This is a genomic window from Pantoea sp. PSNIH1 (genome assembly GCF_007680655.1).
Lineage (GTDB): Bacteria > Pseudomonadota > Gammaproteobacteria > Enterobacterales > Enterobacteriaceae > Pantoea > Pantoea eucrina.
Window position 1 is genome coordinate 373,263 of the sequence record NZ_VEIP01000002.1, and the last position, 22,764, is coordinate 396,026.

The window sequence follows — 22,764 nt, forward strand, 5'->3', positions numbered from 1 at the left end:
CAGGGAAAAAAGTGTGAGGACGATCGGCAGAGGTGCCCGGTCAGATGAACCGGGCACGCGGGACTATCAGGCTTTCTGCGTTTTGTTTTTAATGGCGTAACCCACCGCCAGAATAACCAGCCAGACCGGAATCAGCCATACCGAGATCGCCATTCCAGGCGTCATCGCCATGATCACCAGCACGGCGGCCATAAACAGCAGGCAGAGCCAGTTACCGGCCGGGTAGAGCACCGCGCGGAAGCGCGTAGTGACACCCTGCTGATCTTTCTTACGGCGGAATTTCATATGTGCCAGGCTAATCATCGCCCAGTTGATAACCAGGGCCGACACCACCAGAGACATCAGGATGCCAAAGGCTTCTCCCGGCATAAGATAGTTAATCAACACGCACAGCGCGGTAGCGACCGCTGAGACCATAATGGTGGCAACCGGTACGCCACGACGATCAACCCTGAGCAGCGCTTTTGGCGCATTGCCCTGCTGGGCCAGGCCGAACAGCATACGACTGTTGCAGTAAACACAGCTGTTATAGACCGAGAGCGCCGCCGTCAGGATCACGACGTTCAGCGCATTCGCGACCAGCGCATCACCCAGCTCATGAAAGATCAGGACAAACGGACTGGTGTCAGCGGTGACGCGCGTCCAGGGCAGCAGCGACAGCAGCACTGCCAGTGAGCCAATGTAAAAAATCAGAATGCGCCACAGCACCTGATTAGTGGCTTTAGGAATGCTCTCTTCCGGGTTGTCCGCTTCTGCAGCGGTAATGCCTACCAGCTCCAGGCCGCCAAAGGAGAACATAATAATCGCCATCATCATAACCAGACCGGTCATGCCGTGCGGCAGAAAGCCGCCCTGAGCCCACAGGTTGCTGACGGATGCCTGCGGACCGGCGTTGCCGCTGAACAGCAGCCAGCCGCCAAACAGGATCATGCCGATAACGGCCACGACTTTGATAATGGCGAACCAGAACTCCATCTCACCAAACACTTTGACGTTGGTCAGGTTAATGGCATTGATGACGACAAAGAAAATAGCGGCGCTGGCCCAGGCAGGAAAATCGGGATACCAGAACTGAATATATTTGCCGACGGCGCTGAGTTCGGCCATTGCAACCAGCACATAGAGCACCCAGTAGTTCCAGCCAGAGGCGAAGCCGGCAAAATTGCCCCAGTATTTGTAGGCAAAATGGCTGAAGCTGCCGGCAACCGGCTCCTCAACCACCATTTCGCCCAGCTGGCGCATAATTAAAAAGGCGATAAATCCGGCAATGGCATAACCCAGAATCACGGCCGGGCCGGCAGATTTAATAACCGATGCGCTACCCAGAAACAGGCCGGTGCCGACGGCACCGCCCAGCGCGATCAGCTGGATATGGCGATTCTTCAGGCCGCGATGCAGCGCTTCGCCATGCTGTTGTTCCATACAAACCTCTTTGTATTGTTATTGTGCGCCTGCAGTGCCCGCACTTAAGGCTGTGATACTGCGTGTAATCTTTTCTTTACGAATTCAGACTGGCTCTCTGTAGCGAGACGCTATTCAGGCGACCAGAATAGTGATAAGCGCGCGACTTTGCACCTGCTTTTGCTTTTTGTGCTAAGGAGTGATGGAAAAAGCAGCGATTTACTCTGTGGTTTCCCTTGCGCTATTTCTGCCATGAATAATGCTTAAACACGAATAGCTTTCGCTTATGGCGTATAAGAGAAACGACCGCTTTTGCAGTGTAAGGTTTGGTAAAAGTGAAATCTGTTAACAACTTCGCGCAGTTGTTTCTTTTTCCTGTTACTACGGCGGCTTAAGGCAGGATGCCTGGGTTCAGGGCTATATCGGGCTGGAAGTAGGAGAGTGGCCATATAGACACAAGGTGAATACTTTGTTACTTTACGGGCACCATTTTTCAATTGGTATTACCAATTTACTCCAGACGTTTGGCTTATAAGAAGGGAAGATGGCTTATAGTAAAATTCGCCAGCCCAAGCTCTCCGATGCGATAGAGCAGCAGCTGGAATCCCTGATTATGGAAGGGACCCTTCAGCCGGGTGAGAAACTGCTCCCCGAGCGCGAACTGGCCAAACAGTTTGATGTCTCACGTCCATCGCTACGCGAAGCGATTCAGAGTCTGGAAGCCAAAGGTTTACTGCTGCGTCGCCAGGGTGGCGGCACATTTGTGCAGCAGAACCTCTGGCAGAGCTTAAGCGACCCCCTGGTCGGGCTGCTGGCCCAGCATCCGGAATCTCAGTTCGATCTGCTGGAAACCCGTCATGCGCTGGAAGGCGTGGCTGCCTACTACGCAGCGCTACGCGGTACCGATGAAGATCTGCAGCGTATTCGCGACTGCCATCTTCAGATTCAGCAGGCGCAGGAGAGCGGCGATCTCGACGCCGAAGCGGACGCCGTCATGAAGTATCAGATTGCGGTCACGGAAGCGGCGCATAATGTGGTGCTGCTGCACCTGCTGCGCTCCATGAGCCCGATGCTGGAACAAAACGTACGTCAGAATTTCGAATTGCTTTACGCTCGCCGCGAAATGCTGGCGAAAGTGAGCGAGCATCGCGCCAGTATTTTTGCGGCGATTGTGGCGCGCGAGCCGGAACAGGCCCGCGAAGCCTCGCATCGTCATCTGGCGTTTATAGAGGAAATCTTGCTGGACAGAAGTCGGGAGCAGAGCCGTCGTGAACGCTCCCTGCGTCGTTTACAGCAACGCAAGGAATAACGTACGGCAACGAACGTGCGACATAAACGACGGGCCTGTCTTCTTGTGCTGTGAACCTGAAGCACAACACAAGCAGACAGGCTCCTGATAATTCAACGTATTAGACACAGATAAGGAATACCCCCCATGTCAGAACGTTTACAGAATGACGTGGATCCGATCGAAACTCGTGACTGGCTACAGGCGATCGAATCGGTCATCCGTGAAGAAGGTGTTGAGCGTGCGCAGTATCTGATTGATCAGGTCCTGAGCGCTGCCCGCAAAGGTGGTGTAAAAGTAGCTGGCGGTGGCGGTGCTGCTGCAGCGATCAGCAACTATATCAACACCATTGCGACAGAAGATGAGCCGGACTATCCGGGCAACACCTCTCTCGAACGTCGTATCCGTTCCGCAATTCGCTGGAACGCCATTGTTTCAGTTCTGCGTGCGTCGAAGAAAGATCTGGAGCTGGGGGGACACCTCTCTTCTTTCCAGAGCTCTGCCACAATCTATGAAGTGTGCTTCAACCACTTCTTCCGCGCACGCAGCGAAAAAGATGGCGGCGATCTGGTCTACTTCCAGGGTCACATTTCTCCAGGCATCTACTCACGTGCGTTCCTTGAAGGACGTCTGACTGAAGAGCAGATGAATAACTTCCGTCAGGAAGTGCACGGCAACGGCCTGTCATCCTATCCGCATCCAAAACTGATGCCGGACTTCTGGCAGTTCCCGACCGTTTCAATGGGTCTGGGTCCGCTGAACGCTATCTATCAGGCGAAGTTCCTGAAGTACCTGGAGCATCGCGGCCTGAAAGATACGTCTGGTCAGACGGTGTACGCTTTCCTTGGCGATGGCGAGATGGATGAACCGGAATCCAAAGGTGCTATCACCATTGCGACCCGTGAGAAGCTGGACAACCTGGTCTTCATCATCAACTGTAACCTGCAGCGTCTGGATGGCCCGGTCACCGGTAACGGTAAGATCATCAACGAGCTGGAAGGCATTTTTGCCGGTGCTGGCTGGAACGTGATCAAAGTGATCTGGGGCGGACGCTGGGATGAGCTGCTGAAGAAAGACACCAGCGGCAAACTGATTCAGCTGATGAACGAAACCGTTGACGGCGACTATCAGACCTTTAAATCACGCGACGGCGCCTATGTGCGCGAGCACTTCTTCGGTAAATACCCGGAGACCGCTGCGCTGGTGAAAGACTGGTCCGACGAAGAGATTTTCGCACTGAACCGCGGCGGCCACGACCCGAAGAAAATCTATGCTGCCCTGAAAAAGGCGCAGGAGACCAAAGGTCAGCCAACGCTGATTCTGGCTCATACCATTAAAGGTTATGGTATGGGTGATACCGCGGAAGGCAAAAATATCGCCCACCAGGTCAAGAAGATGAACATGGATGGCGTACGCTACATCCGCGATCGCTTCAATGTGCCAGTGGCTGATGAGAAAATCGAAGAGCTGCCTTACGTCACCTTTGAAAAAGGCTCAGAAGAGTACAACTACCTGCACGGCCAGCGTGAGAAGCTGGGTGGCTATCTGCCAACCCGTCAGGCGGAGTTCACTGAGAAGCTGGAAATGCCGACGCTGGAAGAGTTCAAACCTCTGCTGGAAGAGCAGAGCAAAGAGATCTCTACCACGATCGCTTTCGTGCGCGCGCTGAACGTGATGCTGAAGAACAAGTCGATCAAAGATCGTCTGGTGCCAATCCTCGCGGATGAAGCACGTACTTTTGGTATGGAAGGCCTGTTCCGTCAGATCGGTATCTACAGCCCGAACGGCCAGCAGTATACGCCGCAGGACCGCGAGCAGGTTGCTTACTATAAAGAAGATGAGAAAGGCCAGATTCTGCAGGAAGGGATCAACGAGCTGGGCGCAGGTTCATCCTGGCTGGCAGCGGCGACCTCTTACAGCACCAACAACCTGCCGATGATCCCGTTCTACATCTACTACTCCATGTTTGGCTTCCAGCGCATTGGCGATCTGATGTGGCTGGCGGGCGATCAGCAGGCGCGTGGCTTCCTGGTTGGCGGTACGTCGGGCCGTACGACGCTGAACGGCGAAGGTCTGCAGCATGAAGATGGCCACAGCCATATTCAGTCGCTGACCATCCCTAACTGCATCTCCTACGATCCTTCTTACGCGTATGAAGTGGCGGTGATCATGCAGGATGGCCTGGTGCGTATGTATGGTGAAGCGCAGGAAAACATCTATTACTACATCACCACGCTGAACGAAAACTACCATATGCCGGCGATGCCGCAGGGTGCGGAAGAGGGTATCCGTAAGGGTATCTACAAGCTGGAAGAAGTCGAAGGCAAGAAAGGCAAAGTGCAGCTGCTGGGCTCAGGCTCTATTCTGCGCCACGTGCGCGAAGCGGCACAGATTCTGGCGAAAGAGTACGGTATCGGCTCTGATGTCTACAGCGTAACCTCGTTCACCGAGCTGGCGCGAGATGGTCAGGATTGCGAACGCTGGAACATGCTGCATCCGACTGAAACGCCACGCGTGCCTTACATCGCTCAGGTGATGAACGATGCGCCGGCCGTAGCGTCAACCGACTACATGAAGCTGTTCGCAGAACAGGTCCGCAGCTACGTGCCAGCCAGCGACTACCGCGTGCTGGGTACCGATGGCTTCGGTCGTTCTGACAGCCGTGAAAATCTGCGTCATCACTTCGAAGTGGATGCGTCATATGTGGTAGTGGCTGCGCTGGGTGAGCTGGCTAAACGCGGCGAAATCGAGAAGCAGGTGGTAGCGGACGCTATCGCTAAATTCGATATCGACGCTGATAAAGTTAACCCGCGTCTGGCTTAAGAGGTAAAGAGTAATGGCTATCGAAATTAACGTACCGGATATCGGGTCAGACGAAGTTGAAGTCACCGAAATTTTGGTGAAGGTGGGCGACAGCGTTGAAGCTGAGCAGTCGCTGATCTCTGTGGAAGGCGATAAAGCCTCGATGGAAGTGCCTTCGCCGCAGGCGGGCGTGGTTAAAGAGATCAAAATCGCCGTCGGTGACAAAGTGAATACCGGCTCGCTGATTATGGTGTTTGACGCTGAAGGTGCGGCAGAAGCTGCACCGGCTGCCGAAGAGAAAAAAGCAGAAGCCGCGCCGGCTCCTGCTGCTGCAACGGCAACCGCCAGCAAAGAGGTTAACGTACCGGATATCGGTGGTGATGAAGTCGAAGTCACAGAGATTCTGGTTAAAGTGGGCGACAAGGTTGAAGCTGAGCAGTCGCTGATCACCGTTGAAGGCGACAAAGCTTCAATGGAAGTGCCTGCGCCGTTTGCTGGCGTAGTGAAAGAGATCAAAATCGCTACCGGCGATAAAGTGAACACCGGTTCACTGATTATGATCTTTGACGCAGAAGGCGACGCACCGGCTGCCGACGCGAAACCACAGATGAAAGAAGAGGCGACCTCCGCCCCGGCTGCAGCTGCAGGCGCGAAAGAGGTAAACGTACCGGATATCGGCGGTGATGAAGTTGAAGTGACCGAGGTACTGGTGAAAGCGGGCGATAAAGTCACCGCTGAGCAGTCGCTGATTGTGGTTGAAGGCGATAAAGCCTCTATGGAAGTGCCGGCGCCGTTTGCCGGTACGGTAAAAGAGCTGAAAGTGGCCACCGGTGACAAAGTCAGTACCGGCTCACTGATCATGATCTTTGAAGTGGAAGGCGGCGCACCATCGCCAGCACCGGCAGCCAAACCGGAAGCGGCCGCCGCGCCGGCGAAAGCGGAGGCTAAACCCGCTGCAGCACCTGCGCCGGCTAAAGCGGAAGCGAAAAGTGAGTTCGCTGAGAATGACGCCTATGTGCACGCCACGCCGGTGATCCGTCGTCTGGCGCGCGAGTTTGGCGTTAACCTGGCGAAGGTGAAAGGCACCGGGCGTAAGGGCCGAATCCTGAAAGAGGATGTGCAGACTTACGTGAAAGAGGCGGTGAAACGCGCTGAGGCTGCGCCAGCTGCTGCTGCAGGCGGCGGTCTGCCAGGCATGCTGCCATGGCCGAAGGTAGACTTCAGCAAGTTTGGTGAAGTGGAAGAAGTGGAGCTGGGCCGTATCCAGAAAATCTCTGGTGCTAACCTGAGCCGTAACTGGGTCATGATCCCGCACGTTACGCACTTCGATAAAACCGATATCACCGATCTGGAAGCGTTCCGCAAGCAGCAGAACGCGGAAGCCGAGAAGCGCAAGCTGGATGTGAAGTTCACCCCGGTGGTGTTCATCATGAAAGCGGTTGCGGCGGCCCTGGAGCAGATGCCGCGTTTCAACAGCTCGCTGTCTGAAGATGGTCAGAAACTGACGCTGAAGAAATACATCAACATCGGCGTGGCGGTTGATACGCCAAATGGTCTGGTGGTTCCGGTGTTCAAGGATGTTAATAAGAAAGGCATCACTGAACTCTCGCGTGAGCTGATGGCAACCTCGAAGAAAGCGCGCGATGGCAAACTGACCGCCAGCGATATGCAGGGCGGCTGTTTCACCATCTCCAGCCTTGGCGGCCTGGGCACGACGCACTTCGCGCCTATCGTCAACGCGCCGGAAGTGGCGATCCTTGGCGTCTCCAAATCGGCCATGGAGCCGGTCTGGAACGGTAAAGAGTTTGCACCGCGTCTGATGATGCCGATCTCGCTCTCGTTTGACCACCGCGTGATCGACGGTGCTGATGGTGCGCGTTTCATCACCATCATCAACAATATGCTGTCTGATATTCGCCGTCTGGTGATGTGAAGTTAATCAAGGCCGGCAAATGCCGGCCTTGTTGTAAGCATTCAGTTGTTACCGCGGTTGGCAGTTTATTAACAATTCTGTAAACTCTCGCGGTGAAATGTCCCGGTGGCGACAGGGTAGCATGAGCCTGGGAAAGGTCGCTCTGACCGCCGGCAATCTAACAAGAGGTCATGATGAGTACAGAGATTAAAACTCAAGTCGTGGTACTTGGGGCAGGTCCTGCAGGTTACTCTGCAGCCTTCCGTTGCGCTGACTTAGGTCTGGAGACCGTTCTGGTTGAGCGCTACAACACCCTCGGTGGTGTTTGTCTGAACGTAGGCTGTATCCCGTCAAAAGCGCTGCTGCACGTCGCGAAAGTGATTGAAGAAGCGAAAGCGCTGGAAGAGCACGGCATCGTGTTTGGTCAGCCGCAGACAGACATTAACAAGATCCGCACCTGGAAAGAGAAGGTGATCAACCAGCTGACCGGCGGTCTGGCCGGAATGGCGAAAGGCCGTAAGGTCAAAGTCGTAAACGGTCTGGGTAAATTCACCGGTGCCAACACCCTGGTGGTTGAAGGTGAGGGTGGCGCAACCACCATCAACTTCGATAACGCAATCATCGCCGCAGGCTCACGCCCTATCGAGCTGCCGTTTATCCCGCATCACGATCCGCGCGTCTGGGACTCTACGTCAGCGCTGGAGCTGCGTGAAGTGCCGAAGCGTCTGCTGGTCATGGGCGGCGGCATCATCGGTCTGGAGATGGCGACAGTTTACCATGCGCTGGGTTCAGAGATTGACGTGGTTGAGATGTTTGACCAGGTGATCCCGGCAGCGGATAAAGACGTGGTTAAAGTCTTTACCAAGCGTATCAGCAAGAAATTCAACCTGATGCTGGAAACCAAAGTCACCGCGGTTGACGCGAAAGATGACGGTATCTATGTGTCGATGGAAGGTAAAAAAGCGCCTGCTGAGGCGCAGCGCTATGACGCGGTGCTGGTCGCCATTGGCCGCGTGCCAAACGGTAAAGGCCTCGACGCCGGTAAAGCGGGCGTGGAAGTGGACGAGCGCGGCTTTATCCGTGTCGATAAGCAGATGCGTACCAATGTGCCGCACATCTACGCTATCGGTGATATCGTGGGTCAGCCTATGCTGGCGCACAAAGGCGTGCACGAAGGCCACGTTGCCGCTGAGGTCATCTCTGGTCTGAAGCACTACTTCGATCCGAAAGTGATCCCATCCATCGCCTATACCGAGCCGGAAGTTGCATGGGTAGGTCTGACTGAGAAAGAAGCCAAAGAGAAGGGCATCAGCTACGAAGTCTCCACCTTCCCATGGGCGGCCTCAGGCCGTGCTATCGCTTCTGACTGCGCTGACGGCATGACCAAGCTGATCTTTGACAAAGAGACGCATCGCGTTATCGGCGGTGCTGTAGTCGGCACCAACGGCGGCGAGCTGCTGGGTGAAATCGGTCTGGCGATCGAAATGGGTTGTGATGCCGAAGATATCGCGCTCACCATCCATGCGCACCCGACGCTGCATGAATCAGTTGGCCTTGCCGCTGAAATCTTTGAGGGCAGCATCACCGATCTGCCAAACGCGAAAGCGAAGAAGAAGTAAGTTTCACTTCTGCGATCAACGGCTCCTGCGGGGGCCGTTTTTTTTTTGCTGTTACAGCCGCAGGCATAACTAAAGGTTAGCCAGATCATTTTCTGCCACGCTGAAAGTTATGATCTGAAAACCGCCTGCCGCATATCTGCCGCTTTTTTTTCCGTCTGCAGGGGAATACCCGGACAGTTATGCCGGAAATTGGCTGGATGTTGCTTTTTTGTAAACAGATTAACAATCAGGCGAAATCCTGCTATGCTGGCCGACGCAGAACCGGGCACCTCACCCTACTGTTTAACAGCATCAAGGTGTACCGGAAAGCTATACAATGAGAGCGAGGAGAACGTCGTGCTAGAAGAATACCGTAAGCACGTTGCCGAGCGTGCTGCCCAGGGAATCGTACCTAAGCCGTTAGATGCTTCCCAGATGGCCGCGCTGGTTGAACTGCTGAAAAGCCCGCCTGCGGGTGAAGAAGAATTTCTGGTTGACCTGCTGGTTAACCGCGTCCCGCCAGGCGTTGATGAAGCCGCCTATGTTAAAGCCGGTTTCCTGGCTGCTGTCGCAACGGGCGAAGCCCACTCTCCTCTGGTTACGCGCGAGAAAGCTGTTGAACTGCTGGGCACCATGCAGGGTGGCTATAACATCCACGCGCTGATTGAAGCACTCGACGACGAAGCACTGGCACCGATTGCCGCTGAAGCGCTGTCCCATACGCTGCTGATGTTCGACAACTTCTACGATGTGGAAGAGAAAGCCAAAGCGGGTAACGCCCACGCAAAAAAAATCCTGCAATCCTGGGCTGATGCCGAGTGGTTCCTGAAGCGTCCTAAGCTGGCTGAAAAAATCACCACCACCGTGTTCAAAGTGACCGGCGAAACCAACACCGACGACCTCTCTCCGGCGCCGGATGCGTGGTCGCGCCCGGATATTCCACTGCATGCGCTGGCGATGCTGAAAAACCCGCGTGATGGTATTGAGCCAGACGAGGCGGGCAACATTGGCCCGATCAAACAGATTCAGGCGCTGCAGCAGAAAGGCTTCCCGCTGACGTATGTCGGCGACGTCGTAGGTACCGGCTCATCACGTAAATCCGCCACCAACTCGGTGCTGTGGTTTATGGGTGAAGATATCCCGTACGTGCCGAACAAAAAGGGCGGCGGTCTCTGCCTGGGCGGTAAAATTGCCCCGATTTTCTTCAACACCATGGAAGATGCCGGCGCGCTGCCGATCGAACTGGATGTTGAGCGCCTGAACATGGGCGATGTGATTGACGTTTACCCGTATAAAGGCGAAGTCCGCAGTCACGAAACCAATGAACTGCTGGCAACCTTTGAACTGAAAACCGATGTGCTGCTGGATGAAGTCCGCGCCGGCGGCCGTATTCCGCTGATTATCGGTCGCGGCCTGACGACGAAAGCACGCGAGTCACTCGGCCTGCCGGCAAGCGACGTCTTTGTGCAGGCGAAAGATATCGCCACCAGCACGCGCGGCTACTCGCTGGCGCAGAAGATGGTGGGCCGCGCCTGTGGCGTTGAGGGTATTCGTCCGGGCGCGTACTGCGAGCCGAAGATGACCTCTGTGGGTTCACAGGATACCACCGGTCCGATGACGCGCGATGAGCTGAAAGACCTGGCGTGCCTCGGCTTCTCCGCCGATCTGGTGATGCAATCCTTCTGCCACACCGCGGCCTATCCGAAGCCGGTTGATGTGACCACGCACCATACGCTGCCGGATTTCATCATGAACCGCGGTGGCGTCTCGCTGCGTCCGGGCGATGGTATTATTCACAGCTGGCTGAACCGTATGCTGCTGCCGGATACCGTTGGCACCGGCGGTGACTCACACACCCGCTTCCCGATTGGCATCTCTTTCCCGGCGGGTTCCGGCCTGGTGGCGTTTGCCGCTGCGACTGGCGTGATGCCGCTCGATATGCCGGAATCGGTGCTGGTGCGCTTTAAGGGCACCATGCAGCCGGGCATTACGCTGCGCGATCTGGTACACGCTATCCCGCTGTACGCGATTAAGCAGGGCCTGCTGACGGTAGAGAAGAAGGGCAAGAAAAACATCTTCTCCGGCCGTATTCTGGAGATCGAAGGTCTGCCGGATCTGAAAGTTGAGCAGGCTTTTGAGCTGTCTGATGCCTCCGCTGAGCGTTCTGCTGCCGGTTGTACCATCAAGCTGGATAAAGCGCCGATCATCGAGTATCTGAACTCCAACATCGTCCTGCTGAAGTGGATGATCTCGGAAGGCTACGGCGATCGCCGTACGCTGGAGCGCCGCGTTGAGGGCATGGAGAAATGGCTGGCCGATCCGCAGCTGCTGGAAGGCGATGCAGATGCAGAATACGCTGCGGTGATCGAGATCGATCTGGCGGATATCAAAGAGCCGATTCTGTGTGCACCAAACGATCCGGATGATGCGCGCTGGCTCTCTGACGTGCAGGGCGAGAAGATTGACGAAGTGTTTATCGGCTCCTGCATGACCAATATCGGTCACTTCCGCGCGGCCGGTAAGCTGCTGGACGCGCATAAGGGCCAGCTGCCGACGCGTCTCTGGGTGGCTCCGCCAACCAAGATGGATGCGGCGCAGCTTACCGAAGAGGGCTACTACAGCGTCTTTGGTAAAAGCGGTGCGCGTATTGAGATCCCGGGCTGTTCGCTCTGCATGGGTAATCAGGCACGCGTGCAGGACGGTGCGACGGTGGTCTCCACGTCGACCCGTAACTTCCCGAACCGTCTGGGTAACGGCGCCAACGTCTTCCTGGCATCAGCCGAGCTGGCTGCCGTCGCTTCGCTGCTTGGCAAACTGCCAACGCCGGACGAGTATCAGCAGTTTATGGTGCAGGTGGATAAAACGGCCGACGACACCTATCGCTATCTCAACTTTGACCAGCTGGGTCAATATACCGAGAAAGCGGACAGCGTGATTTTCCAGACCGCCGTATAACGCGACGGGTAAATCGGGGGGGGGATGATGCAAATCATCCCCCTTTTTTTATGCCTTTTTTACCGGCGGCACTCCCGGCATAATGCGAGCGCGATCCCACTTTATTACGCGCGCTGCGCTCAGAATGCACATAAACGTGCAGTCCGGCGCGCTACTGGTATGAGGTAACCCAATGGAGTATGAATTTTTACGCGATATCACCGGCCAGGTCAGGGTGCGCATGTCGATGGATCACGAAGCGGTAGGCCACTGGTTTAACGAAGAGGTCCGCGACAACGCCGGGCTGCTGGATGAAGTAGAAGCGGCGGCGCGTGCGGTAGAAGGCACCCATCAGCAGTGGCAGCGTATCGGACATGAGTACACGCTGTGGCTGGATGAAGAAGAGGTGATGATCCGCGCTAACCAGCTGGCGCTTGAGGATGAGGGGCTGGAAGAGGGCATGGCCTACTACGATGAAGAGAGTCTCTCGTTCTGCGGCGTGGAGGACTTTCTGGCGGTCATCGCGGCTTACCGGCAGTTTATGGCGGGCAGATAACCGGCACCGCGCCACATGATCCATTCTTACTTAACGTAGGCCAGCAGGCTCAGTGAATCACGCGCCAGCGATTTGCACTTCTTATCGTTATTGATTGCAATGCCACTGAGATCTTTATAGCTCTCTTCGCCCAGCGCTTTCATGTTGTAGCTGCTGTAGTTGCTCAAATCCCAGCGGTTCTGCTGGGCAAAAAACACCAGCGCTTTGCGAATTTGTGCATCCGGCAGCGCCTGGTAGCCGCAGTCGTTTTTCAGATAGACAAAGACCGCCGTCAGGTCAGCCAGATCTTCCGCTTCAGACTCGCTCAGCGCAAAACTGCTGGTGGAGAAGCCAAAGAGTCCCGCCAGCAGCAGGATCTTAATGCTTTTTGTCATAATGGTTCTCAGCAAAGGACAATCCATTGACGTTAGCACAGTTACCGTCCGGATTCCGCTTCTTTTACCCCGGCAACGGGCAGGCTACTATTTTGCTGCCCGGCACTTGACCCTCCCGCAGGGGCAGGGTTTAGGCTGGGTGCCTCATTATCACAAGGATATGCGTATGCAACGTCGCACTTTTCTCAAACTGACCGCGGCGCTCAGCGCGGCAGGCGCACTGCCGCTATGGAGCCGCTCACTGATGGCGGCTACGCGGCCGCTGCTGCCGATCCCTGCGCTGCTTGAGCCAGATGCGCGCGGTCACTACAGCCTTACCGCCATGACGGGCAGCACGCAGTGGCAGGGTAAAGCGGTGCCGACATGGGGCTATAACGGCAGCCTGCTCGGGCCGGTTCTGCGCCTGCAGCGCGAGAAGCGCGTCACGGTCAATATTCATAACCGGCTGCCGGAAGCGACCACCGTACACTGGCACGGCCTGGCTATCCCGGGGGACGTGGATGGAGGCCCACAGGCGATTATCGCGCCCGGTGCCACGCGGCAGGTGAGCTTTACCCCCGATCAGCCGGCGGCGACCTGCTGGTTTCATCCACATCTGCACGGCAAAACCGGTCATCAGGTGGCGCAGGGATTAGCCGGGCTGGTGCTGCTGGAGGATGAAGCGTCCGGCAAGCTGCGCCTGCCGATGCAGTGGGGAGCCGATGACGTACCGCTGATTTTCCAAGATAAACAGCTTAACAGCGCCGGCACGCATATCGATTATCAGCTGGATGTGATGCGCGCGGCGGTAGGCTGGTTTGGCGATATGATGCTGACCAACGGCGTGCAGTATCCGCAGCACGCCGTGCCGCGCGGCTGGCTGCGCCTGCGGCTGCTTAACGGCTGTAACGCCCGCTCGCTGGAGATCGCCACCAGCGATAAACGACCAGTCTATGTGGTGGGCAGCGATGGCGGACTGCTCGCTGAACCGGTACAGGTGACGTCGCTGTCACTGCTGCCGGGCGAGCGCTTTGAGGTGCTGATCGATACCTCTGACGGGCAGCCTTTTGATATCGTCACGCTGCCGGTGACGCAGATGGGGATGACGCTGCCGCCGTTTGATCGGCCACTGCCGCTGGTGCAGATCCTGCCGCTGCGCATTATGGCGAGCGGGACGCTGCCGGACACCCTGGTGGATCTGCCGCCGCTGCCTGCCAGTGACGGCGTACAGAACCGCTGGCTGCAGCTGATGATGGATCCGCAGCTGGATAAGCAGGGGATGCAGGCGCTGATGGATCGTTATGGCCATCAGGCGATGGGGGGCGCGGCAGACCACGGCGCGGCAGAGACGCACAGCGGACACGATGCCATGCCGATGGAACAGAGCGAACATGGCGCGATGCCGATGGATCACGGTGCGCACGACGCTGCCGCATACGATTTTCACCACGGCAATAAGATCAACGGCGAAGCGTTTAACATGCAGAAGCCGATGTTTGCCGTGCCGCTGGGTAAAACCGAGAAGTGGACGATTTCAGGCGAGGGCGATGCGATGCTGCATCCGTTCCATATTCACGGTGCACAGTTCCGTATCCTGTCAGAAAACGGCAAGCCGCCCGCCGCGCATCGCGCCGGCTGGAAAGATATGGTTAACGTCAACGGCTGGCGCAGTGAAGTCGTGGTGCGGTTCGACTATGCTGCCAGCGCGGAGCATGCCTATATGGCACACTGCCATCTGCTGGAGCACGAAGATACCGGCATGATGCTCGGCTTCACGGTAGCGTAGCGGGCCAGACGACCGCAAGGGCGGCATCTGAGCCGCTCGGCGTCAGCCGCCGTCTGCCGCCTCCAGCGCCTGGCTGATATCCGCAATCAGGTCGTCCGGATGCTCAATCCCGATCGACAGGCGCACCGTCGCGTCGCTGATGCCAATGCGCTGACGTACCGCCAGCGGCACGCCAGAGTGGGTGGTGCTGGCCGGATGGCTGGCGAGCGACTCGGTGCCGCCCAGGCTTACCGCCAGCTTAAACAGCGTCAGCGCGTTGAGAAAGCGGAAAGCCGCAGGTTCACCGCCCTGAATATCAAAGGAGAAGGTCGAGCCGGCGCCGCTGCACTGGCGCCGGTACGTTTCTCCGGCCGCACTCTGTGCGTCAAGATAGGGCAGCCAGAACAGCGCCGCGACCTGAGGCCGGTCGCGCAGGAAGGCGGCGACCCGTTCCGCATTTGCGGCGGCTTTCTCCATGCGCAGCGCCAGCGTCTCCAGCGAACGGCCAATCATCCAGCTTGAGTGCGGGTCGAGCTGCGTGCCGATCGCGCTGCGCAGCGCGCGCACAGATTTCATCAGCGTCCGGCTGCCCAGCGCGGCGCCGGCGATAAGGTCGGAGTGGCCGCCCACATATTTGGTCAGCGAATAGAGCGAGATATCTGCGCCATGCTGCAGCGGATGCTGAAACAGCGGCCCCAGCAGCGTATTATCGCAGGCGATAACCGGACGCGAACCCTGCTGCTGTGCAATGACATCCGCCACCTGCGCAATAAGCCGGATATCCACCAGGCTGTTGGTGGGGTTGGCCGGCGTCTCGATCAGGATCAGGGCGACCCGGCCACGCTGCCACGCCAGCTTCGCCGCCTCATAAACCTTATCTTCATCCGTACCCTCGCTGAACCCTACGGCTTTAATTTCCAGATCGTGCAGCGTCTTGCTCAGCAGCGTTTCTGTGCCACCATACAGCGGCTGTGAATGCAGGATCACCTCGCCCGGCCGCGCAAACGCAAGCAGCGTAGTGGCAATGGCTGACATACCGGAAGAGAAGAGCACCGCGCTCTCAGCGCCCTCATAGATCGCCAGACGATCTTCAACGATTTCGCTGTTGGGATGGTTAAAGCGTGAATAGACCAGCCCGCCACTCTGGCCAGCAGGCGGCTGACGGCGACCCGATACATAATCAAAAAAATCTTTGCCCTCTTCGGCACTGTTGAAAACAAAGGTTGAGGTAAGAAACACCGGCGGTTTTACCGCGCCTTCTGACAGCCGAGGATCGTAACCGTAATTAAGCATCTGCGTTTCCGGATGCAGCGTGCGCCGATCGGAAGGTTCTTTATTGCTGGATGAGTTTGCCATAGCAGCTCCGGCTGAATCAGGATAAAGCGCGTAAACCCTGCTATAGAGTTAATGCCATCGCGGTAAATTTTGCTACGTAATCGTTTGCGTTTTGCGGGCGCGGTTAGCCATCAGGCGCATTGTGATAGACTGCGGAGCTTTCTGAAAACCTTAACCAGGCGAACGCAATGAAACACACCGTTGATGTGATGATCTCCCGGGAGGAGATTGCAACCCGTATTGCCGAGCTGGGCAAACAGATCAGTGAAGCCTACCGCGACAGCGGCAGCGAGATGGTGCTGGTTGGTCTGCTGCGCGGCTCCTTTATGTTTATGGCCGATCTGTGTCGGGCGATTGATGTTCCGCATGAGGTCGACTTTATGACCGCCTCCAGCTACGGCAGCGGCATGTCGTCGTCACGCGACGTCAAAATCCTGAAAGATCTCGATGAAGATATTCGCGGTAAAGATGTGCTGATCGTGGAAGATATCATCGACTCCGGCAACACGCTGAGCAAAGTGCGTGAGATCCTGCGCCTGCGTGAGCCAAAATCGCTGGCCATCTGCACGCTGCTGGATAAACCCGAGCGTCGTGAAGTTGAGGTGCCGGTCGAATATGTGGGCTTTACCATTCCCGATGAGTTTGTCGTGGGCTTTGGCATTGACTACGCGCAGCGCTATCGTCATCTGCCTTATATCGGCAAAGTCACCATGCAGGACGCATAACCGCACAATCTACCTGGGTCATTTTGGCCGTTCCGGGATAGAATCAGCCGCCCGTAAGTGACTGACTTGCGGGCCTGATGCACTTTTCTGCACGATACAGCGCGTCATGCGCTCCCCGCAGGCGCACCACGTCTGATTTCAACACAAATTCTGCTGAATTCGCCGCACGTCTGGCGCGGGCGCACTATCATTTTCATCAGGCTTTGATGTCACAACAACAGGATATGGACTCGCAATGACTTATGCACTGGAACTTTCCGGGCTGACCAAGACCTATCCCGGCGGCGTACAGGCGCTGAAAGGTCTCGATCTGAACGTAGAGGCGGGCGACTTTTACGCTCTGCTGGGACCAAACGGGGCCGGTAAATCGACCACCATTGGGATTATCAGCTCGCTGGTTAATAAATCTGGCGGCAGCGTTCGGGTATTTGGTTACGACCTGCAAAAAGATGTGGTCAATGCCAAGCGCCAGCTCGGGCTGGTGCCACAGGAGTTCAACTTTAACCCGTTTGAAACCGTGATGCAGATCGTCGTAAACCAGGCAGGCTATTACGGCGTGGAGCGGGCAGAGGCGAACAAACGTGCGGAGAAGTATCTTAACCAGCTCGATCTGTGGGGCAAACGCAATGAGCGCGCCCGCATGCTTTCAGGCGGTATGAAGCGCCGCCTCATGATTGCGCGTGCGCTGATGCATGAGCCCAAGCTGCTGATTCTGGATGAGCCGACGGCCGGCGTGGATATTGAGCTGCGCCGCTCAATGTGGGTGTTTCTGAAAGAGCTGAATGCGAAAGGCACCACGATTATCCTCACCACGCACTATCTGGAAGAGGCAGAGATGCTGTGTCGCAATATCGGCATTATTCAGAGCGGCGAACTGGTGGAAAATACCTCCATGAAGGGCCTGCTCTCTAAACTGAAATCGGAAACCTTTATTCTCGATCTCGCCCCGCGCAGCGCGCTGCCGCAGCTGGAGGGCTTCCAGTATCGCCTGGTGGATACCTCGACGCTGGAAGTAGAAGTGATGCGTGAGCAGGGGCTTAACAGCGTATTCAGTCAGCTGAGCGCGCAGGGCGTACAGGTGCTGAGCATGCGTAACAAAGCAAACCGGCTGGAAGAGCTGTTTGTGGGACTGACACAGGGTAAAGCAGGAGGCAGAGCATGACGCATCTTTATTGGGTCGCGTTAAAGAGTATCTGGAGCAAAGAGATTAACCGGTTTGCCCGCATCTGGATCCAGACGCTGGTCCCGCCGGTAATCACCATGACGCTCTACTTTATTATTTTCGGTAACCTGATTGGTTCACGCATTGGCGACATGCACGGCTTCAGCTATATGCAGTTTATCGTGCCGGGCCTGATTATGATGTCGGTGATCACCAACGCCTATGCTAACGTCGCCTCCTCTTTTTTCAGCGCAAAATTCCAGCGCAATATTGAAGAGCTGCTGGTGGCACCGGTGCCGACCCACATCATCATTGCCGGCTATGTCGGCGGCGGCGTGGCGCGTGGCGTCTGCGTGGGGATCCTGGTGACGGCGGTCTCGCTCTTCTTTGTGCCGTTCCACGTTTTCTCCTGGCCAATGGTTGCCATCACTCTGCTGCTGACCGCGGTGCTCTTTTCGCTGGCGGGTCTGCTCAACGCGGTGTTCGCCCGCACGTTTGATGATATCAGCCTGATCCCGACCTTTGTGCTGACGCCGCTGACTTATCTGGGCGGCGTCTTCTATTCGCTGGCGCTGCTGCCGCCGTTCTGGCAGGCAGTCTCGAAGCTGAATCCGGTGGTGTATATGATCAGCGGCTTCCGGTACGGCTTCCTCGGCATTAACGATGTGCCGCTGGTGTTTACGCTGTCGGTGCTGTTAGCGTTTATCGTGGTGTTTTATGTGCTGGTGTATACGCTGATCCAGCGCGGTCGCGGCTTACGCACCTGAATGTTATTGAGCGGGATAATAAACAGGGGCGCCGGAAGGGCGCCCCTGATGTTTCCGGCAGCTCAGCGTAATATGGCTGAACGCTACGCAACCTGAACCGGCAGCGCCCGGGCAAGACGTTTCATCTCATTATCGCCCTCAAAATAGGCCACCTTTGGCTGCCAGCTGCGCGCCACTTCATCCTCTACCTGCACGTAAGAGCAGATAATCATGATGTCTCCGGCACAGGCGCAGCGCGCGGCAGCACCGTTTACGGAGATAATTTTTGATCCCCGCTCGGCGGCGATGGCGTAGGTGGAAAAACGCTGGCCGTTGGTCACATTGTAAATATCGATCGCTTCATATTGCAGAATGCCGGCGGCATCCAGGAAATCCTGATCGATCGCGCAGGAGCCTTCATAGTGCAGATCGGCCTGCGTGACTTTGACGCGGTGCAGTTTGCCCTGCAGAACAGTACGAATCATCGCGGTATACCCTTAAGCTGCTGTTTAAACGACGGCTTACGCCATCAGATCCACTTGCTGATTATCAATCAGACGCGCGTTGCCCAGCCAGGCGGCCATCAGGATCACCGCGCGCTGGCTCTCCACCGTCAGCGGCTGCAGCGTGCTGGCATCGCAGATCGCCAGCCCGTCAGGACGAAACCCCTTTTCCTGCAGCGCGGCATTCGCCTGTTCAATAATCTCATCAATGTGGCGTTCGCCGTTGCTGAGGCGCTCCGCCATACTCTGCATAACCTGGCTCAGGCCCGGTGCCAGCCTGCGTTCATCGGCAGTAAGATAGCCATTGCGCGAACTCAGCGCCAGCCCATCTTTCGCCCGCACGGTGGGCACGCCAACGATGTCGATATCAAAGCCCATATCCGCAACCAGTTTGCGTATGATCGCCAGCTGCTGAAAGTCCTTTTCGCCAAAACAGGCGACGTCAGGCTGCACCAGGTTGAACAGTTTGCTGACAACCGTGGCAACACCGCGGAAGTGGCCCGGCCGGCTGGCACCCTCCAGCAGCGCAGAGAGCACCGGCACCTCAACAAACGTCTGGTTCTCTGTACCCTGCGGATAGATCGCCTGCGGTGCCGGTGCAAATACCAAATCCACACCGTGACGGTTAAGCTTTTCGCAATCGTCCTGCAGCGTGCGCGGATAGCGTGCAAGGTCATCCGCGCGGTCAAACTGCATCGGATTAACAAACACCGAGACCACGACCACATCAGCCCGCTGGCGCGCTTCATCAACCAGCGTCAGGTGGCCATCATGCAGATTGCCCATTGTGGGCACCAGGGCGATACGTTTGCCCGCCTGGCGCCAGCGACGGATCTCGCGGCGCAGCATCGGCAGCGTTTCAATGATCAACACGATAAATCTCCGGATTCAGAAGAAGCTGTGTTCGGCGGCAGGATAGGTGCCAGCCTCAACGTCGGCAATATACTGGCGAATTGCCGCGCGAATGTCGCCGGTTTCGGCGAGGAAATTTTTGGCAAATTTTGGAATGTGGCCACCGGTGATGCCAAAGGCGTCATGCATGACCAGAATCTGGCCATCGGTGACGTTACCTGCGCCGATGCCGATCACCGGAATGGTCAGCGCCTGGGTGATGCGCGCCGCCAGCGCGACCGGCACGCACTCCAGTACCATCAGCTGTGCGCCAGCGGCTTCCAGCGCCAGGGCATCGGCCAGCAGGCGTTCAGCGTCCGCCTCATCACGGCCCTGCACTTTGTAGCCGCCAAAAATATTTACCGACTGCGGCGTCAGGCCCAGATGGCCACAGACCGGTACGGCGCGCTCGGTCAGCATGCGTACACTTTCCGCCAGCCACGCACCCCCTTCCAGTTTGACCATGTTGGCACCGGCGCGCATCAGCTGCGCGGCAGAGGCGAAAGTCTGCTCCGGAGTGGCATAGCTCATAAAGGGCAGGTCAGCCATGATCAGTGCCTGCGGCGCGCCACGGCGCACGGCGGCGGTATGATAGGCGATATCAGCCACCGTCACCGGCAGCGTGGAATCATGCCCCTGCACCGTCATACCCAGCGAATCGCCAATCAGCATCACCTGAATGCCTTCATCGGCAAACAGGCGGGCAAAGCTGAAATCATAAGCGGTAAGAGTGGCAAAGCGGCGCCCGCTGGCTTTCAGCTGGCGCAGATGAGAGATAGTGGTTGGTTTCATCGCAATCTCCGGCGTTTCTGATGCGCGCAGTGTACTGGATTGCTTGCAGGGGGGATATGACCGGCAGGAAATTATCGCGTGTCAGACGGACCAGAGGGTGATTTCGCTGCAGTCCAGCGTGGCGAGCACGCCGCTCAGCGGACGGCCATCGGGCAGGCGCAGACCCGGCGCAATCTCCAGCAGCGGCAGCAGCATAAATGCCCGGTTGTGCATATCATAGTGCGGTACGGTTAAACGCGGCGTATGGATCACCTGATTGCCAAACAGCATGATATCGATATCGAGCGTACGCGGCCCCCAGCGCTCGGCTTTACGCACGCGGCCATGTTCCAGCTCAATATGCTGGGTGTGATCCAGCAGCGTCTCGGGCAGCAGCGCTGTATCGAGTGCCACTACCGCGTTCAGGTAGTCAGGCTGATCCGCCGGACCATAGGGCGGCGTGCGATAGAACGATGAGGTCGCCACGCGGGAGGTCTCCGGCAGCGTATCCAGCGCCGCGAGCGCTGCATCAATCTGATGCAGCGGATCGGCAAGGTTACTGCCCAGGGCGAGATAGACGCGATTCATGATGCGCTGCTGCTGCTGCCCTGTTCACGGCGCGGACCGGTGGAGCGGCGGCGCGGACGGCGCGGTTTACGGCGCGGCTGCGGATCGTCCCCCAGCGTGTTCAGCATGGTTTTCTGCTGAACCGGAACGGCGGCCTGGAATTCACCCCACCACTGGCTGAGACGCTGCAGCTCCGGGTTCTTTTCCACTTCAGCACGCAGCGCCAGCAGATCGTAAGCGGCACGGAATTTCGGATGCTCCATCAGCTTCCATGCGCGTTTGCCGTGGCGACGCGACATACGCAGCTGCAGCTGCCAGATATCGCGGACCAGGGTGGTAATGCGTTTCGGGATCGCCAGCGCACGGCACGCCTCGTCCAGCGTATCGTTCATGGAGAGTGCAAAAGCGTCATAGTAGGTCAGGCCGCTCTCCTGCGCGATACGCTCAGCTGATTCCAGCTGCGGATACCAGAACATCGCGGCAAACAGAAACGCCGGATTGACACGCAAATCGTTGTGCAGCCGGGTATCGGTGTTTTTCAGCACCTGCGCCAGCATGCGTTCCATCATGCTGTCGCCTTGCTCGGTAAAGTGGCGCGCCAGGGTCGGGAACAGCGGCTGGAAGAGCTGATATTCACACAGCATCTGCCAGGTGCGGTAGCCATAGCCAGCCTGCAGCAGCTTCAGCGCCTCTTCAAACAGGCGGGCGGGCGGAACGTCATTCAGCAGCGTCGCCAGGCGCGGGATCGGCTCGGCGGTTTCCGGCGCAATCTGCATATTGAGTTTGGCGGCAAAGCGCACCACGCGCAGCATGCGTACCGGATCTTCACGGTAGCGCGTCTCCGGATCGCCAATCAGGCGTACCACGCCCTCCTGCAGATCCTGCAGGCCACCCACATAATCGCGGACCGTGAAGTCTGCCACGCTGTAGTAGAGGCTGTTGATGGTGAGATCGCGGCGCTGCGCATCATCTTCGATGCTGCCAAAAATATTGTCGCGCAGCAGCATGCCGTTCTGGCCGCGCTGCGAGCTGTTGCGATCGTCTTCGCTCTCTTCCTGATGGTGGCCGCGGAAGGTCGCCACCTCGATCACTTCCGGCCCAAACATCACGTGCGCCAGACGGAAACGGCGGCCAACCAGACGGCAGTTGCGGAACAGTTTGCGCATCTGCTCAGGCGTGGCATTGGTCGTCACGTCGAAATCTTTCGGCTTTTTGCCCAGTAGCAGGTCGCGTACGCCGCCGCCGACCAGGTAAGCTTCAAAGCCTGCTTTATTCAGGCGATAGAGCACCTTAAGGGCGTTTTCGCTGATATCTTTGCGTGAGATGTTATGGTTTTCCCGGGGAATGATGGTCATCTGGTTTTCAGCTTCCACCTCTTCAGGCACCTCCTCGTCACGCTTGAGGACTCTCCGGCAAAAATTAGCGACTCGGGTAAAAATGGGACACCTCGACAGT

The 22,764-nt window shown here is 57.1% G+C and carries 18 protein-coding genes; 10 read left to right on the forward strand and 8 right to left on the reverse strand.

Annotated elements, in window-relative coordinates:
• Positions 1-66 precede the first annotated feature (66 nt).
• Positions 67-1,422, reverse strand: coding sequence for an aromatic amino acid transporter AroP (gene aroP / locus FS690_RS09285; RefSeq protein ID WP_039382624.1), 1,356 nt, complete (start codon positions 1,420-1,422; stop codon positions 67-69).
• A 523-nt stretch (positions 1,423-1,945) separates the two neighbouring features.
• Between aroP and pdhR the strand changes: the two genes are divergently transcribed.
• The 6 genes from pdhR to yacL all read left to right on the forward strand — a co-directional run bounded on the left by pdhR (position 1,946) and on the right by yacL (position 12,491).
• Complete coding sequence (gene pdhR / locus FS690_RS09290) at positions 1,946-2,710, forward strand: pyruvate dehydrogenase complex transcriptional repressor PdhR (protein ID WP_039382625.1); 765 nt, start codon at positions 1,946-1,948, stop codon at positions 2,708-2,710.
• Positions 2,711-2,836: 126 nt separating this feature from the next.
• On the forward strand, positions 2,837-5,512 hold the full coding sequence (aceE, locus tag FS690_RS09295; protein ID WP_039382627.1) for a pyruvate dehydrogenase (acetyl-transferring), homodimeric type: 2,676 nt from the start codon (positions 2,837-2,839) through the stop codon (positions 5,510-5,512).
• Positions 5,513-5,525: 13 nt separating this feature from the next.
• On the forward strand, positions 5,526-7,424 hold the full coding sequence (gene aceF, locus FS690_RS09300; protein ID WP_071669067.1) for a pyruvate dehydrogenase complex dihydrolipoyllysine-residue acetyltransferase: 1,899 nt from the start codon (positions 5,526-5,528) through the stop codon (positions 7,422-7,424).
• Positions 7,425-7,597: 173 nt separating this feature from the next.
• Positions 7,598-9,022, forward strand: coding sequence for a dihydrolipoyl dehydrogenase (gene lpdA, locus FS690_RS09305; protein ID WP_039385712.1), 1,425 nt, complete (start codon positions 7,598-7,600; stop codon positions 9,020-9,022).
• Positions 9,023-9,358: 336 nt separating this feature from the next.
• Positions 9,359-11,956, forward strand: a complete 2,598-nt coding sequence (gene acnB / locus FS690_RS09310) for a bifunctional aconitate hydratase 2/2-methylisocitrate dehydratase (RefSeq protein WP_104085531.1) — start codon at positions 9,359-9,361, stop codon at positions 11,954-11,956.
• Between the two features lie 172 nt (positions 11,957-12,128).
• A complete protein-coding gene (yacL, locus tag FS690_RS09315) occupies positions 12,129-12,491 on the forward strand; it encodes a protein YacL (RefSeq protein ID WP_145339474.1) in 363 nt (120 codons plus the stop codon).
• A 26-nt stretch (positions 12,492-12,517) separates the two neighbouring features.
• On the opposite strand, the gene FS690_RS09320 is transcribed toward yacL, so the two are convergent.
• Entirely contained in the window at positions 12,518-12,865 is a 348-nt protein-coding gene (locus FS690_RS09320; protein ID WP_039382635.1) for a YacC family pilotin-like protein, read from the reverse strand.
• Between the two features lie 166 nt (positions 12,866-13,031).
• On the opposite strand from FS690_RS09320, the gene cueO reads away from it, so the two are divergent.
• Entirely contained in the window at positions 13,032-14,630 is a 1,599-nt protein-coding gene (gene cueO / locus FS690_RS09325) for a multicopper oxidase CueO (RefSeq protein ID WP_145339476.1), read from the forward strand.
• A 42-nt stretch (positions 14,631-14,672) separates the two neighbouring features.
• On the opposite strand, the gene FS690_RS09330 is transcribed toward cueO, so the two are convergent.
• A complete protein-coding gene (locus FS690_RS09330) occupies positions 14,673-15,965 on the reverse strand; it encodes a cystathionine gamma-synthase family protein (protein WP_071669064.1) in 1,293 nt (430 codons plus the stop codon).
• A gap of 167 nt (positions 15,966-16,132) precedes the next feature.
• On the opposite strand from FS690_RS09330, the gene hpt reads away from it, so the two are divergent.
• The 3 genes from hpt to FS690_RS09345 all read left to right on the forward strand — a co-directional run bounded on the left by hpt (position 16,133) and on the right by FS690_RS09345 (position 18,598).
• On the forward strand, positions 16,133-16,669 hold the full coding sequence (hpt, locus tag FS690_RS09335) for a hypoxanthine phosphoribosyltransferase (protein WP_094110743.1): 537 nt from the start codon (positions 16,133-16,135) through the stop codon (positions 16,667-16,669).
• Between the two features lie 235 nt (positions 16,670-16,904).
• A complete protein-coding gene (locus tag FS690_RS09340; RefSeq protein ID WP_039382642.1) occupies positions 16,905-17,831 on the forward strand; it encodes an ABC transporter ATP-binding protein in 927 nt (308 codons plus the stop codon).
• Complete coding sequence (locus FS690_RS09345) at positions 17,828-18,598, forward strand: ABC transporter permease (protein ID WP_039382646.1); 771 nt, start codon at positions 17,828-17,830, stop codon at positions 18,596-18,598. Before FS690_RS09340 ends, FS690_RS09345 begins: the two co-directional genes overlap by 4 nt.
• 83 nt (positions 18,599-18,681) lie before the next feature.
• On the opposite strand, the gene panD is transcribed toward FS690_RS09345, so the two are convergent.
• The 5 genes from panD to pcnB all read right to left on the reverse strand — a co-directional run bounded on the left by panD (position 18,682) and on the right by pcnB (position 22,748).
• Positions 18,682-19,062, reverse strand: coding sequence for an aspartate 1-decarboxylase (panD, locus tag FS690_RS09350; protein ID WP_039382649.1), 381 nt, complete (start codon positions 19,060-19,062; stop codon positions 18,682-18,684).
• A gap of 36 nt (positions 19,063-19,098) precedes the next feature.
• Positions 19,099-19,953 (reverse strand): pantoate--beta-alanine ligase, encoded by an 855-nt coding sequence (gene panC, locus FS690_RS09355; RefSeq protein ID WP_104085528.1) that lies wholly within the window; start codon positions 19,951-19,953, stop codon positions 19,099-19,101.
• A gap of 15 nt (positions 19,954-19,968) precedes the next feature.
• Positions 19,969-20,763: a 3-methyl-2-oxobutanoate hydroxymethyltransferase gene (panB, locus tag FS690_RS09360; RefSeq protein ID WP_108569997.1), complete on the reverse strand. Its 795-nt coding sequence runs from the start codon at positions 20,761-20,763 to the stop codon at positions 19,969-19,971.
• A gap of 81 nt (positions 20,764-20,844) precedes the next feature.
• Complete coding sequence (gene folK / locus FS690_RS09365) at positions 20,845-21,330, reverse strand: 2-amino-4-hydroxy-6-hydroxymethyldihydropteridine diphosphokinase (RefSeq protein WP_039382657.1); 486 nt, start codon at positions 21,328-21,330, stop codon at positions 20,845-20,847.
• On the reverse strand, positions 21,327-22,748 hold the full coding sequence (gene pcnB / locus FS690_RS09370; RefSeq protein ID WP_222126074.1) for a polynucleotide adenylyltransferase PcnB: 1,422 nt from the start codon (positions 22,746-22,748) through the stop codon (positions 21,327-21,329). The genes folK and pcnB overlap by 4 nt, the downstream gene beginning before the upstream one ends.
• Positions 22,749-22,764 lie beyond the last annotated feature (16 nt).